This is a genomic window from Luteimonas sp. A482, assembly GCF_054072655.1.
The window spans coordinates 1,148,151-1,161,702 of sequence record NZ_JBSVRO010000001.1; the positions used below are offsets into that span (position 1 = coordinate 1,148,151).

General features: G+C 67.3%; 11 protein-coding genes and 1 tRNA gene. 9 read left to right on the plus strand and 3 right to left on the minus strand.

Going from position 1 to position 13,552, the window contains the following annotated elements:
• The first annotated feature begins 165 nt into the window (after window positions 1-165).
• The 4 genes from ACW5DW_RS05085 (at window position 166) to ACW5DW_RS05100 (ending at window position 6,635) form a co-directional block, all read left to right on the plus strand.
• A complete protein-coding gene (locus tag ACW5DW_RS05085) occupies window positions 166-3,057 on the plus strand; it encodes a TonB-dependent receptor (protein WP_457017673.1) in 2,892 nt (963 codons plus the stop codon).
• Window positions 3,058-3,277: 220 nt separating this feature from the next.
• Entirely contained in the window at window positions 3,278-4,756 is a 1,479-nt protein-coding gene (locus ACW5DW_RS05090) for an MFS transporter (RefSeq protein WP_457017674.1), read from the plus strand.
• 27 nt (window positions 4,757-4,783) lie between these two features.
• Entirely contained in the window at window positions 4,784-5,803 is a 1,020-nt protein-coding gene (locus ACW5DW_RS05095; RefSeq protein ID WP_457017675.1) for a glycoside hydrolase family 43 protein, read from the plus strand.
• Window positions 5,793-6,635, plus strand: coding sequence for an aldose epimerase family protein (locus ACW5DW_RS05100; protein ID WP_457017676.1), 843 nt, complete (start codon window positions 5,793-5,795; stop codon window positions 6,633-6,635). The genes ACW5DW_RS05095 and ACW5DW_RS05100 overlap by 11 nt, the downstream gene beginning before the upstream one ends.
• A gap of 124 nt (window positions 6,636-6,759) precedes the next feature.
• On the opposite strand, the gene ACW5DW_RS05105 is transcribed toward ACW5DW_RS05100, so the two are convergent.
• The gene (locus ACW5DW_RS05105; RefSeq protein ID WP_457017677.1) at window positions 6,760-7,257 is read right to left on the minus strand and encodes a YciE/YciF ferroxidase family protein; all 498 of its coding nucleotides are present in this window, start codon (window positions 7,255-7,257) and stop codon (window positions 6,760-6,762) included.
• Between the two features lie 302 nt (window positions 7,258-7,559).
• On the opposite strand from ACW5DW_RS05105, the gene ACW5DW_RS05110 reads away from it, so the two are divergent.
• Window positions 7,560-8,147 (plus strand): GIY-YIG nuclease family protein, encoded by a 588-nt coding sequence (locus ACW5DW_RS05110; protein ID WP_457017678.1) that lies wholly within the window; start codon window positions 7,560-7,562, stop codon window positions 8,145-8,147.
• A 226-nt stretch (window positions 8,148-8,373) separates the two neighbouring features.
• Here ACW5DW_RS05110 and ACW5DW_RS05115 read toward each other — a convergent pair.
• A tRNA-Leu gene (locus tag ACW5DW_RS05115) sits at window positions 8,374-8,458 on the minus strand.
• An 87-nt stretch (window positions 8,459-8,545) separates the two neighbouring features.
• Here ACW5DW_RS05115 and rnr point away from each other — a divergent pair.
• The 4 genes from rnr to sugE all read left to right on the plus strand — a co-directional run bounded on the left by rnr (window position 8,546) and on the right by sugE (window position 12,519).
• Window positions 8,546-10,948, plus strand: a complete 2,403-nt coding sequence (gene rnr / locus ACW5DW_RS05120; RefSeq protein ID WP_457017679.1) for a ribonuclease R — start codon at window positions 8,546-8,548, stop codon at window positions 10,946-10,948.
• A gap of 79 nt (window positions 10,949-11,027) precedes the next feature.
• Entirely contained in the window at window positions 11,028-11,789 is a 762-nt protein-coding gene (gene rlmB / locus ACW5DW_RS05125) for a 23S rRNA (guanosine(2251)-2'-O)-methyltransferase RlmB (RefSeq protein WP_457017680.1), read from the plus strand.
• Window positions 11,790-11,826: 37 nt separating this feature from the next.
• Window positions 11,827-12,078 (plus strand): CBU_0592 family membrane protein, encoded by a 252-nt coding sequence (locus tag ACW5DW_RS05130; RefSeq protein WP_457017681.1) that lies wholly within the window; start codon window positions 11,827-11,829, stop codon window positions 12,076-12,078.
• A gap of 120 nt (window positions 12,079-12,198) precedes the next feature.
• Complete coding sequence (gene sugE, locus ACW5DW_RS05135) at window positions 12,199-12,519, plus strand: quaternary ammonium compound efflux SMR transporter SugE (protein WP_457017682.1); 321 nt, start codon at window positions 12,199-12,201, stop codon at window positions 12,517-12,519.
• Window positions 12,520-12,541: 22 nt separating this feature from the next.
• Here sugE and ACW5DW_RS05140 read toward each other — a convergent pair whose 3' ends face one another.
• On the minus strand, window positions 12,542-13,498 hold the full coding sequence (locus tag ACW5DW_RS05140; RefSeq protein WP_457017683.1) for a hypothetical protein: 957 nt from the start codon (window positions 13,496-13,498) through the stop codon (window positions 12,542-12,544).
• Between the last annotated feature and the right edge of the window lie 54 nt (window positions 13,499-13,552).

Consider the following 13,552-nt stretch of genomic DNA (forward strand, 5'->3'; position numbering starts at 1 on the left):
CGCACTCAGAAGCATGCTGCGTCGCAGCGTGTATCCGTTGACTTGGTAGCGCTACCATCCGGCCGCGACTCAAACGCTCGAGCAAGGGAAATATCGAACCAACAATGTCCACCGGTGGTCATTTTTCAAGGCCAAGCCGGTCCACAGCAACGGGAGGGGAGTTCCGTGAAGATCAGACACACAAGAACCGCTTTGTCACATGCCCTGGGCCTGGCCCTGGTCGGCCTCACAGGCTCCGCGCTCGCGCAGCAGGCGCCTGTCGCGCAGGATGCGCCGGCGCCGACCACCACCACCGCCACCGACCTCGACTCGGTCGTGGTTACCGGCTACCGCCAGAGCCTGCAGTACTCGACCGACGCCAAGCGTGAATCGACCGGCTTCACCGACTCGATCTTCTCGGAGGACATCGGCAAGTTCCCCGACACCAACATCGCCGAGTCGCTGGCGCGCATCCCCGGCATCCAGATCGACCGCGACGTCAACGGCGAAGGCCTGAACGTCGGCATCCGCGGCCTGCCGCAGAGCTTCACCAAGACCATCATCAACGGCGGCGAAGCAGCCACGGCCTCGATCGGTCTCAACCGCGGCAACCAGAACCGCGAAGTCGACCTCAACCTGTTCCCGACCGAGTTCTTCAACAAGCTCACGGTCTACAAGTCGCCGCAGGCGAGCCTGCCCGAGGGCGGCATCTCCGGCGTGGTCGACATGCGCAGCATGCGCCCGTTCGACATCCCGGGTCGCCACCTCAACTACTCGGGCCAGATGGACTACAACACCATTGGCGAGAAGTTCAATCCGCGCGGCTCGGTCCTGTACAGCTGGACCAATGACGAAGGCACCTTCGGCGCCCTGATTGGCGCGTCCGTTGTGCGCAGCCGCATCGCGGTGCGCGGCTGGGAGTCGGTGGGCTGGATGAATCCGGGCCTCAACGAGCAGCAGTGCGGCATCGGTACTTCGGTGACCAATCGCCCGGCCGAGTGCAATCCCGGCGGCGGCGGCAGCCTGCAGATGCCCAACGTGGTGCCGGACAACGGTTCGACCCTCGGGGCCGGAATGACACCGGGGGACATTGTTGACGCCGAGTGGCTGCTTGCGCAGAACCCGGGGCTGACGATGGGCCAGATCACCGAGGCGCTGTTCCCGCGCCTGGCACGGCCGGTCGACATGTCCGGCGACCGCGAGCGCGACGCGGTGGTCGGTTCGCTGGAATGGCGTCCGAACGACAGGATGCATTTCTACGTCGACTCGATGTACTCGCGCGCCAACTACGAGAACGACCGCATCGACGCGAATCTGGTCGGGCGCACCTTTGGCCCGGTCGGCTTCCTCCCGACCAACATGCAGCTCGATGCCAACAACGTGGTCACCAGCGCCACCCTGGTGAACTCCCAGTTCCTGCTCGAGGCGCGGCCCTACCGCGATGAGGTGCAGTACTGGAACATCAATCCGGGTGCCACCTTCTGGTTCGGCGAAGACGACAGCATCAAGCTCGACCTGCAGGCCAACTGGAGCCGCAGCTGGTTCTTCCGCGAGTCGCCGACCATCATGCCGACCTCGCCGTTCACCACGGTCGACTACACCAACAATGGCACACCGGCTTTCACCAGCGGGCTTGATCTCAACAACCCCGACGCGGGCTGGGCCTGGGAAGGCGGGCGCCTCCAGATCAACAACGAGAAGCGCGTGACCGAGGCAGGGCGGCTGCGTGCCGACCTGCAGTTCGGCGATGATCGCCAGAACATCAAGGTGGGCGTTTCGCAGGACCGCTTCAGCCGTTCGATCGTGGCGTTCGGCGACAACGTCGACTGGCAGGCCTATGCCCAGCAGCAGGTTCCCAACGCCGACATTTCGCAGTTTCTGCGGCCTGGGCCCTACGGTTTCGTCACGGTCGATTTCGATGCGTTCTTCGACGCGACCAACTACCACGAGTTCAACGCCAACGCACCGGAAGTGAACACGTCGCAGTCGGTGGGCGCGGCTTCCGGCGGGGTTGACGAGACGAACGTCGCCGCCTACGTCGAGTTCAACGGCGAGACCGAGGTCTGGAACCGCAACCTGCGCTTCAACGGTGGCGTGCGCTATGTCGAGACCGACCAGGACATCAGCGGTCCGGTGACCCTGGGCGGCACGCGTGCTTGGCAGACGTTGAGCAGCAAGTACGACGAGTGGCTGCCCTCGTTCAACGTGGCGTGGGACGTGGCGGACAGCTGGGTGGTGCGCATGTCCAGTTCGCGCACGATGACGCGTCCCAACCCGCGCTCGATGCTTCCGGCGACGACCTTCTCCGATCCGTCCGCGGAGATCGCCGACCAGGGCAACCCGAACCTCGCGCCCTACCTGTCGACCAACTTCGACCTGGGACTGGAGTGGTACACGGGTGACGAAGGCCTGGTGGCGCTTACCCTGTTCAACAAGCGCGTGTCCGGCTACACCTACCAGGGCATCAACGTGCGTCCGTTCCGCACCCTCGGCATCCCGCTGGATGCGCTGACCGAGAACCAGCTGGCCGCGCTCAACGCCAATGGTGGGCTGGACGCGCCGGTCAACGTGCGCCAGCAGGTCAACGCCGACGCCACGCTCGATATCCAGGGCTGGGAGCTGATCTGGGTGCAGCCGCTGGACTTCGTGTTCCAGGGGCTTGGTTTCATGGCCAACTACACCGACATCGACCTGGAGCCGACCGGCCAGGAGGCCGCCCAGCTGGGAGGCAACCTGTTCGGCATCTCGCCGGTGATGTGGAACGCCACGGCGTACTGGGAGAACGACGTCACCTCGGTGCGCCTGTCGTACAACTGGGTCGAGGGTTCGGCCCAGCGTGCGCTCGGGAACAACGAGGGCGGCCTCACCTACGGCCAGTACTTCGGCGAAGACCGCGGCCAGTTCGACCTGTCGGCGAGCTACACGCTGGCGTCGCTTCCGTCCAAGCCGCAGATCACCTTCAACGTGCTGAACCTCACCAACGAAGAGACCCGCAACTACATCACCTACCCGAACGTGCCCGGCGAGATCTACCAGCCCGGTCGCACCTTCCTGATCGGCCTGCGCGGAACCTTCTGATCTGACTTGACCATTTACTCCCCACGACCCTCCCGGTGCGTTGCTGCGCCGGGCGGGTCGTGTTTTTTTTTGCCAGGCATTCCAGTCCTGAGCCGCGCCATGCCAAAGTTCGAATCGGTACGGTGAAAAATCGGCGGGGCTGGCCGTCGCAGCGTGGCTGCTGCGGGTACGATAGCTGCGCCCGGCGATCCTTCCAGCCAACGAACAGCAGGGGAGTTCCTTGAACACACGCACTGACCGGCTTTCGGTCACCGAGAAGGTCGGCTACAGCCTCGGTGATCTTGCGGCGAACCTCATCTTCCAGACGTTGATGACGTTCCTGGCTTTCTTCTACACCGACATCTACCGCATCCCAGCGGGGACTGCGGCCACCATCATCTTCGTCGTCGGACTGCTGGGCGCGTTCGTGTTCACGCCGCTGGTGGCGGTGCTGGCCGACCGCACCAACTCGCGCTGGGGCAAGTTCCGGCCGTGGATCCTGTGGACCGCGGTGCCGTTCGGCGTGCTCGCGCTGCTGGCCTTCAGCACGCCCGATTTCGGCATGCGCGGCAAGATCTTCTACGCAGCGGCGACCTACACCTTGCTGGTGCTGGTGTACGCGGCCAACAACCTGCCGTATTCGGCGCTGAGCGGCGTGCTCACCGGCAGCATGGCCGAGCGCAACAGCCTGTCGGCCTACCGCTTCGTCGCGGTGATGGTCGCGCAGCTGGTTGTGCAGTCGCTGCTGCTGCCACTGGTGCTGATCCTCGGCGACGGTGATCGTGTGCAGGGCTTCCAGAACACCATGCTGCTGTTCGCGGTGGTGGGCACGGTGTTCTTCCTGATCACCTTCTTCACCACGCGCGAGCGCGTGGTGCCGGCAGCGGGGCAGAAGTCGAGCATCGGCCAGGACGTGGCCGACCTCACGTCCAACCGGCCCTGGCTGGTGCTGCTGGTGGTGACCATTCTGGTGTTCACCACGCTCTCGCTGAAGGGCGGCACCTACGTCTACTACTTCCAGTACTACCTGGACGACGGCGCCATGGCCGCGTTCCTCGAAAACATCGGATTCAACGGCTTCATCGCCGGGCTCAACGCGACCCTGACCAGCATGGGCCTGGCCGGGTTCCAGTGGCCCGAGGATGCATCGACTTCGGCCTTCAGCCTGTTCAATGCGGGTGGCATCATCTTCATGGTCGTGGGCATCGGGTTTTCCAAGAAGCTCGCCGACCGCTTCGGCAAGCGCGATGTGTTTGGCATCTTCCTGTTCATCTCGACGATGTTCATGCTCGCGTTCTACCTGTTCCCGCCGGACCGCATCGCCCTGGTGTTCACAGCGCAGATCCTGCACGGGTTCTTCTACGGAATCACCATCCCGCTGCTGTGGGCGATGGTGGCCGACGTCGCCGACTACTCGGAGTGGAGGAACAACCGCCGCGCCACCGCCATCATCTTCTCGGCGATCCTGTGTGGGCTGAAGGTGGGCCTGGCCGTGGGCGGTTCGCTGGTCGCAGGCCTGCTGGCGCGCTACGGCTACAACGCCGACTTGGCGGTGCAGGCACCCGAGACCGTGGATGGCATCCGCCTGTCGGTCAGCCTGTACTGCTCGGTGCCGTTCCTGGCGGCCGTGGCAATGCTGTTTTTCTACCGAATCGACAAGCCGACGGAAGTGCGCATCGAGCGCGAACTGGCCGAACGCCGCGCCGCACAGCCGGCATGACCTGGCATTACTGAAGGAGACGCCGCCATGGCAGACCAGCAATACACCGACGCCGAACTCAAGGCACTGGCCGACCGGGCGCTCTCGCAGCCGCTGGTCAGCCACATCTACACCGCCGACCCGTCGGCGCACGTGTTCGAGGGCAAGATCTACATCTATCCCTCGCACGACATCGAGATGGGCGCCGCGTTCGATGACGACGGCGGCCACTTCCAGATGCGCGACTACCACGTGCTGCGCCAGGATTCGCCCGACGGCCCCGCCACCGACTGCGGCCTGGCGCTGGACGTGAAGGACGTGCCCTGGGCCGACCGTCAGATGTGGGCGCCGGATGCAGCGACGAAGGACGGCAAGTACTACCTCTACTTCCCGGCCAAGCGGCCGGACGGCATCTTCCAGATCGGTGTCGCGGTGGGCGATCGCCCCGAGGGACCGTTCCGCGCCGAACCCGAGCCCATCGCCGGCACCTATTCCATCGACCCTGCGGTGTACGCGGACGCGGACGGCGCGTATTACATGTACTTCGGCGGGATCTGGGGCGGCCAGCTGCAGAAGTACCGCGACAACGCCTACGACGCGGCGAACGAGGAGCCGGCCGCCGACGAGCCGGCCCTGGGCGCACGCATGGCGCGCCTGACCGCCGACATGAAGCAGCTCGCCGAAGCCCCGCGCGAGGTGCTGATCCTGGATGAAGACGGCAAGCCGCTGCTGGCCGGCGACACCGAGCGGCGCTTCTTCGAGGCCGCCTGGGTACACAAGCATCAGGGCCGCTACTACCTGACCTACTCCACCGGCGACACCCATCTGCTGTGCTGGTCGGTGGCCGACAACCCGTACGGGCCGTTCACCTACGGCGGCCGCATCCTGGAGCCGGTGGTCGGCTGGACCACGCACCACTCGATCCTGGAATTCGAGGGGCGCTGGTGGCTGTACTACCACGACTCGCTGCTCTCCGGAGGCGTCACCCACCTGCGCTCGGCCAAGGTCGCCGAGCTGGAGCACGATGCCGACGGACGCATCCGCACCCTGCAACCCTATGGCCGATGACGCGGCCGCGCCGGCCCACGCCGGCGCGCTCGCGCCGCTGCCGCCGGGGCCGTTGCTGACGATCGGCGATGGCGCGCTGTCGGTGGACATCGCGCCGCAGGCCGGCGGGCGTATCGCGCAGATCCGCTGCGACGGTGTTGAACAACTGGTCTCGCATGGCGAACACGGCAGCGATGCCGCCATCGCCTGGGGCTGCTATCCGATGGTGCCGTGGTGTGGGCGCGTGCGGCGTGGCCGCTTCGAGTTCGAAGGCCGGCGCCACGTGCTGCCGGCCAACCTCGGCGAGCACGCCATCCACGGGCTGGGCTTCGTCCTGCCCTGGCAGGTGACGACGCAGTCGAGCTCGCACGTGGAGATGGAACTGTCGCTGCCGTCCGATGCGCGCTGGCCATTCGGGGGCGTTGCCGGCCAGAGGGTCGCGATCGATGGGCGACAGCTGCTGCTGGCGCTGTCGGTCACCGCCGTCGACCAGTCGATGCCAGCGTCCCTGGGCTGGCACCCCTGGTTCCGCAAGCCCGAGCGGCTGGAGTTCCACCCCGAGGCGATGTATCCGCGTGACGGTGAGGGCGTCGCGGTACTGCCCACCGGTGCGGTGCAGCCCGGCCCCTGGGACGATTGCTTCGTCAACAGCCAGGATGTGGTCCTGCACCGCGGCGGGCAGCGTCTGGTGGTGTCCTCCGCGTGCCGGGACTGGGTGGTCTACGACGCCACCGCGCACGCCACCTGCGTCGAGCCGCAAACCGCGCCGCCGGATGCATTCAACCTCGTGCCTGACCACGTCCTGCAGCCAGGCGAGACCATGGCGATGCATTGCAGCCTGCGCTGGGACTGAGTCTTGACCCGATAGGCAGTTGCGCCTGGCACCTGCGTCGTGCCGCGCATATCCGCGCCAAAGAAAAACGCTCCGGGTGCGTACCCGGAGCGTCTTCGTGGAACGTTGGTTTTTCAGGCCAGGATCAGGCCGCCCTGGCCGCACGCTGGTTGCCGCCGCCCTCGGCCAGCATGGTGAGCTTGTCGTCGGTCGCCTTCTCTTCCTCAAGCGTCTGCTTGAGCAGGGGAAGCGCGTCGCGGTAGCCCAGCTGCTTGGCCAGCGCGCACAGCGTGCCGTACGCGGCGATCTCGTAGTGCTCGACCTTCTGCGCACCGCCGATGAGGGCCGCATCGCGCAGTGGACCGGCTTCGATCTCTTCGATGATTTCCTTGCTTTCCTCGACCAGGCCTTCCATCGCCGCGCACTTGATGCGCTTGAGCTTGATGCCCAGCAGCTCGACCACCTTGTCGATGCGTTCGATCTGGCCCTGCGTCTCTTCCAGGTGCAGCTCGAATGCAGCGGTCAGCTCAGCGGCGTCGGCCGCCTTGGCCAGGCGCGGAAGCGCCTTGCTCATCTGCTTCTCGGCGCTGTAGGTGTCCGAGAGGTCGTGGATGAAAAGTTCCTCGATGGTCTTGATTGCCATTGTTGCGTGCCTCGCGGGTGGTGTGGGGGGAACGCCGACTCTAAGAACGACGGGACGAAGGCGGAGTGAAAAAATGCGGGGCCCGACCTTCACGCCCCGCAGCTCATCCGCGCATGGGGCAGGGCGCCTCATTCCGGTCGGATCGGTCCCGATGCGGAGCCGCCGGGCGCGGGGCGCAACTGCGCAGGCCGGACCTCGACCGGCGTTCGATCCGGGTCCCCGTCTGCGTAGATTCGGCGCGCCTTCGCAACCGCTGCGACCGTCCGCGCGCATGCTGCGCGTTTCACGTGCCCCATCCAGCCATGCCGGCCTGCCACCTCTACATTCTCCCGCTGCTGAACGAGGACCTCGTCAAGCTCGGCATTTCGGTCGATCCGCTGGCGCGGGTGCGTGCGTTTGCGCCGCGCTATTACGAATGCTTTGACCTCGAGCGCAGCAGCCTGGTTGGTTTCGACAGCGTGGCCGAGGCGCAGCGCCGCGAAACCGGGCTGCATCGCCAGCTGCGTTCATGGAATGCTCCCCAGCCACTGACGGTGCCGCTGCGCGCCGGCGGGCACACCGAGTGGTACCGGGGTGCCTCCGCGCTCCTGCGCGAAGAGGCCGAGCGCGACCTGCAGCTCGGTCATCGCGTGCATCAGCCCGCCGGAGCCTGGTGGAGACGGCGGCTGCAGGAGGAGCGCCCGCTCCTGTTCGAGTGGGGCGAGCAGTGCTTGCGCGACCTGCCGTCCGATGCCCTGCCGCAGACCGCCCTGTGGCAGGGCATCGTCGATGTGCTGGACGCATGGCCGGCGCTGGGCCTGCGCGTGGACGATGCGCTGCCCGAGCCGCTTGCGCAGGCGTACCGCAGGTATCGCTCCGCCTGGGGAGCATCGCTTTCGGATCAAGGCTGATGTGCGCGAGCGCCGGATCTGGCCCGGTGACTGCGGGCAGCCCGCAACGCAGCGCATGAACACTCCACGCCGAGCTAACGGTTGCTGCGCGCGGCCTTCACTGTGCCGGTCTCAGGATGCGTCCACGAAGGCGTGCCGGGTGCGCGTCCGGATTCCGGGCACAAAAAACCCCGCACCTGGCGGGGTTTTCGTGCGGCTGGCGATGCTGCTTGCCGACCGACCATCTTGGTGCCCAGGAGAGGACTCGAACCTCCACGGTTTTACCCGCTAGTACCTGAAACTAGTGCGTCTACCAATTCCGCCACCTGGGCAGGTGGCCGCGTATGTTGCGGCGCGGCGGGGCCAAAGTCAACGGGTTTTGCTCGGGCAGACACGTCGGCCCGTGTACCATGCCGCCGATGACGAAGACTCCAGGCAAGGGCGGCGCCGGCCGCAGTACAGGACGGGGCGACGGCTCCGCATCGGGCCAGGGCCCGCAACCCAAGCGCGGTGGTCGCGGCAAGCCGAAGGCGCCGGGCTGGCTGCCTCCGGCTCCGCCTGCGCCCAGGGGCGAAGCGCGGCCAGCGGCCCGTCGGGGCGCGCGTTTCGTCGACCCGCACGCGGGCCGCGAAGCGGAACGCTATGCCGAACCCATCGCCAGCCGCGAGGCGATCCTGCAGCAGCTGGACGAGGCCGACGGCCCGCTGACCATGGAAATGCTGGCGGAACGGCTGGAGCTCACCGCGCCCGACCGCGCCAGTGCGCTGGGCAAGCGCCTGGGCGCCATGGTGCGCGACGGTCAGCTGCTGCAGAACCGGCGCGGCGGCTACGTGCCTGCGGGCACGCTGGACCTGATCGCCGGCACCATCATCGCCAACCCCGACGGCTTCGGCTTCCTGCGCCCGGACACAGGCGTCGGCGACGATCTGTTCCTGCCGCCGGCGGAAATGCGCAAGGTCATGCACGGAGACCGCGCGATGGCCAGCGTCACCGGCCTGGACCGCCGCGGTCGCCGCGAGGGCGTGATCGTCGAAGTGCTCGAGCGCCGGGTCAAGCGCCTGATCGGGCGCTTCACCGTCGATTCGGGCATCAGCTTCGTGGTGCCGGACGACCGCCGCATCCAGCGCAACATCCAGATCCCGTCCAGCGCGGGCCTGCTGGCGCAGCACGGGCAACTGGTGGTGTGCGAGATCACCGCGCCGGCCGAGGAGCGGCGTCCGCCGATCGGCAAGGTACTGGCGGTGCTGGGCGACGCGCTGACCCCGTCGCTGGTGGTCGAGACCGCGATCCACGGCCACGACCTGCCGCACGAGTTCCCGCCCGCAGTGCTGGACGAAGCTTCTGCGGTGCCGCTGGAAGTCGATGCCGCCGCCGCCGCCGGGCGCGTCGACCTGCGCTCCACGCCGCTGGTGACCATCGACGGTGAGGATGCCAAGGATTTCGACGACGCGGTCTACTGCGAACCCAATGCGCGTGGCTTCCGGCTGGTGGTCGCGATCGCCGACGTGTCGAGCTACGTGCGTCCGGGCCAGCCGCTGGACGACGAGGCGCAGCTGCGCGCGACCAGCGTGTACTTCCCCGGCTTCGTCGTGCCGATGCTGCCCGAGACGCTGTCCAACGGCATCTGCTCGCTTAAGCCGAATGTCGACCGCCTGTGCTTCGTCTGCGACATGCAGGTCGACCGCGACGGCGAGGTGTCGGAGTCGAAGTTCTACGAGGCCGTGATGCGCTCGCACGCGCGGCTGACCTACACCCAGGTCTGGAACGCGGTGGGCGAGGACGATGCCGACGCGCGCCAGCAGGTGGGCTCGCAGCTGCCGCAGGTCGAGCGGCTGCACCAGCTGTACAAGGTACTGGCCAAGGCGCGCGCGAAGCGCGGCGCGATCGAGTTCGAATCGTCCGAAGTGCGCTTCGTGCTCGACAATCGCGGCGAGGTGGTGCAGGCGGGGATGATCCAGCGCAACGACGCGCACAAGCTGATCGAGGAGTGCATGATCGCGGCCAACGTCGAGGCCGCGAAGTTCCTGCTCGAGGCGAAGATTCCCGCGCCGTACCGCATCCACGACAAGCCGCCGGAGTCCAAGTACACCGACCTGCTCGAATTCCTCAAGGAATTCGCCCTGCGCATGCCCGCCTGGGGCCGTCTGCAGCCGAAGGACTTCGCCAACCTGCTGACCAAGGTGCGCGAACGGGCGGACGCGACCCTGCTCGAGTCCGTGGTCCTGCGCAGCCAGAGCCAGGCGGTGTACTCGCCAGACAACCTCGGCCACTTCGGCCTGGCACTGCAGGCCTATGCGCATTTCACATCGCCGATCCGGCGCTATCCCGACCTGCTGGTGCACCGCGCGATCAAGCATGTGCTGGCAGGTGGTCGCCGCGAGGTCTTCCATAGCCCGAGCGAGATGGCGTCGCTGGCGCTGCAGTGCTCCGAGCGCGCGCGCCGGGCCGAGGAAGCCGAGCGCGAGGTGGACGAGCGCTACCGCGCCGCGTGGATGGAGCAGCATGTGGGCTCCGAGTTCGACGGCACCATCAGCGGCGTGACCAGCTTTGGCCTGTTCGTCGAACTCGACCAGTCCAAGGTCAACGGCCTGGTCCACGTGACCCAGCTGCCCAGCGATTTCTACCACTTCGACCCGGTGCGCAAGACCCTGACCGGCGAGCGCGCCGGCCGCGAGTTCCGGCTCGGCGACCGCGTGCGCATCATCGTGCTCAAGGCCAGCCTGGAGGAGCGCAAGATCGACTTCCGCCTCGCCGGGGAGCGCGGGGTGAAGCCGCCGGCGCCGCGCGGACAGCCGGCGAAGAAGAAGAAGCAGAAGTACTGAGAAGATCCGGGGCGGGTCCGTACAATCCTCGCCCCGGTTTCCGCTTTGCGGATCCATCCAGAATCCCACGTCTCCCCGCATGTCCAAACAGAACCAGTGGATCGTCGGCATCAACGCGGTCGCCTCGGCGGTCGAGCACGACGCCGAGCACGTGCGCGAGGTGCTGATCGAGGCCGGCGCCAAGAACCCGCGCCTGACCGAGATCGAATCGTCCGCGCGCCGCCGCGAGATCGACGTGCGCCGCGTGGCGCAGCAGGCGCTGGACGGCGTGGCCGGCGGCGTTCGCCACCAGGGCGTGGCTGCGCGCTACGCGGCAGCGAAGACCTGGGACGAGCATGACCTGACCGAGCTGGTCGAACAGGCGCAGGGGCGCGCGCTGCTGCTGGTGCTCGACGGCGTGCAGGACCCGCACAACCTGGGCGCTTGCCTGCGCAGCGCGGCCGCCGCGGGCGTGACCGCCGTGGTCATTCCCAAGGACAAGGCGGTGCAGGTCAACGCGACCGTGCGCAAGACCTCGGCCGGTGCCGCCGACAGCATCCCGGTGGTGCGCGTGACCAACCTGTCGCGCACGCTGGCCGAGCTGCAGAAGCAGGGCGTGTGGACCTACGGCCTGGTGGGCCAGACGCAGGCCTCGCTGTACGCGCTCGATTTGACCGGCAACGTCGCGCTGGTGCTGGGTGGCGAAGCAGATGGCCTGCGCCGGCTCACGCGCGAACACTGCGACCAGCTGGTGTCGATCCCGATGCCGGGCCTTGAAACTTCGCCGGGCGTGGAGAGTCTCAACGTCTCGGTGGCGGCCGGCGTGACCCTGTTCGAAGCGGTCCGCCAGCGCACCGGCTGAACAGCGCACCGGTTGAACGAAGGGAGGAATGGCGATGATGGCGGCGCTGCTGTGGCAGGACTGGCTTGGCTTCGTCGGTGCGGCGCTGATGCTGCTGGCGCTGTTCCTGCACCTGTTCTCGCCACTCGCCGACGGCCGCGGACGGCTTCGTGCCGCGCTCGGCCTTCTCGGTGCCGTCGCGCTGCTGCCCGTGGCGGTGGAGCGCTTCAACGCGCCGCTGTTCTTCCTGCTGGTGGCATGGGTGGGGCTGAACGCCTATCGCCTGCTGCGCGCGCCGGACCGGCACTGAGCCACCGGGGCGGGTCACCTGTCGCGCAGCGGTAGGCGTGCGACGATACCGCTGCGCGGGGACGACCCCGCGCGTTTGCCGGTTTCGGGGACGACCCCATCGATGATGGAGGTCTGCGAAATGCCCTGGATCATTCTTCTGCTGGCCAGTATTTTCGAGATCGGCTGGGCGATCGGACTCAAGTACACCGAGGGCTTCACCCGCCTGTGGCCAACGCTTGGCACCGTGACGGCCATGGTGGTCAGCATGGCGCTGCTGGGCGTGGCGATGAAGTCGCTGCCGGTCGGTACCGCGTATGCGGTGTGGGTGGGCGTGGGCGCCGTCGGCACGGCAATCCTCGGGATGGTGCTGCTGGGCGAGCCGGCGAACCCGGGGCGCCTGATCAGCCTGGGGCTGATCGTCCTCGGGATCATCGGCTTGAAGCTGGCAACGCCGGCCTAGGTTGCGGTTGTCGTGATGCGACTCAATCGTCGTTGCCGCGATTGTCCCGCTTGCCCTGATTGATGCGGTCGCGGGTGCTGACGCTGCCCTGGATCGCCGGCAGACGGACCTCGCCGGCATGCAGCCGCTTGGCCCGGCCTGCGGCGCTGTCCGACTGGTAGCCCGGCGTGCCGGAATCGACGCCGCCTTCGACGCCGTCGGCCCAGGGCTTGGGCTCCTGGTCGCGCGCCTGCTTGGCTTCCAGCAGCGCCTGGGTCTGCGCCAGCGCCTGCTCGGGCGTGATCCCGCGTTTGCGCGGACGGCTGCGGGACGCGCCCGCCTTGCCTGACGCGATACCTGGCGTCGTGCGGCTGCCCTTCGCGGCAGCGGTACTTGCGGCGCCGGTTGCGGTCTTGTTCGCAGCCCGCTTTTTCGGGGTAGTTGCCGCCGCCTTCATGGTCGCCGTCTTCTTCCCGATTCCCGTCGCAGCCTTCTTCGACGCGGTCTTCTTTCCGATTCCCGTCTCAGCCTTCTTCGTCGCGGTCTTTTTTGCGGCCTTGGTTGCAACCTTCTTCGGGGACTTGGCGACCTTCCCGGCGGCCTTCGCGCCGGTTGTCTTCGCAGCCTTCTTCGCAGGCGCGGCCGTCTTCTTCGTGGCCGTCGAGGTCGCGCGGCGGGACTTCGTGCCGGCCTCCCCATCCGCATCTCGCAGCCCCGCCTCGAAGCGCGCGAGGATGTCGGCCATCAGCTCGGCCTTGTCCTTGCTGCGCTGGTTGGCGGCGCCGCTGGCGCCGCGCTTGCTGCCGGTGTCGGCGCGGGAGGACAGTTTCTGTCGGCGCACCAGGTCCCGCGCCCGGTCGCGCGACGCGCGGGCGCGGGTGATGCGGGTCGAGATCGCCTTGCCGTCAAGCTGGCGCAGGCCGTTGACCCGGCTCTCGTCGTAAAGCGCCATTTCCTTCTGGTTGAGCAGCTGGCTGGCCTTGGCGCGGGTAATCTGCATCGTGCGGTCTCCTCTCGTGCGGATGTACACGAGTGGATCACAGGCGATGTGCAG

Excerpts from the sequence above, each read along its gene's own strand:
- ACW5DW_RS05095 (WP_457017675.1), top strand. The coding sequence starts at position 4,784 with ATGGCAGACCAGCAATACACCGACGCCGAACTCAAGGCACTGGCCGAC.
- ACW5DW_RS05100 (WP_457017676.1), top strand. The coding sequence starts at position 5,793 with ATGGCCGATGACGCGGCCGCGCCGGCCCACGCCGGCGCGCTCGCGCCG.
- ACW5DW_RS05105 (WP_457017677.1), bottom strand. The coding sequence starts at position 7,257 with ATGGCAATCAAGACCATCGAGGAACTTTTCATCCACGACCTCTCGGAC.
- ACW5DW_RS05110 (WP_457017678.1), top strand. The coding sequence starts at position 7,560 with ATGCCGGCCTGCCACCTCTACATTCTCCCGCTGCTGAACGAGGACCTC.
- rnr (WP_457017679.1), top strand. The coding sequence starts at position 8,546 with ATGACGAAGACTCCAGGCAAGGGCGGCGCCGGCCGCAGTACAGGACGG.
- rlmB (WP_457017680.1), top strand. The coding sequence starts at position 11,028 with ATGTCCAAACAGAACCAGTGGATCGTCGGCATCAACGCGGTCGCCTCG.
- ACW5DW_RS05130 (WP_457017681.1), top strand. The coding sequence starts at position 11,827 with ATGGCGGCGCTGCTGTGGCAGGACTGGCTTGGCTTCGTCGGTGCGGCG.
- sugE (WP_457017682.1), top strand. The coding sequence starts at position 12,199 with ATGCCCTGGATCATTCTTCTGCTGGCCAGTATTTTCGAGATCGGCTGG.
- ACW5DW_RS05140 (WP_457017683.1), bottom strand. The coding sequence starts at position 13,498 with ATGCAGATTACCCGCGCCAAGGCCAGCCAGCTGCTCAACCAGAAGGAA.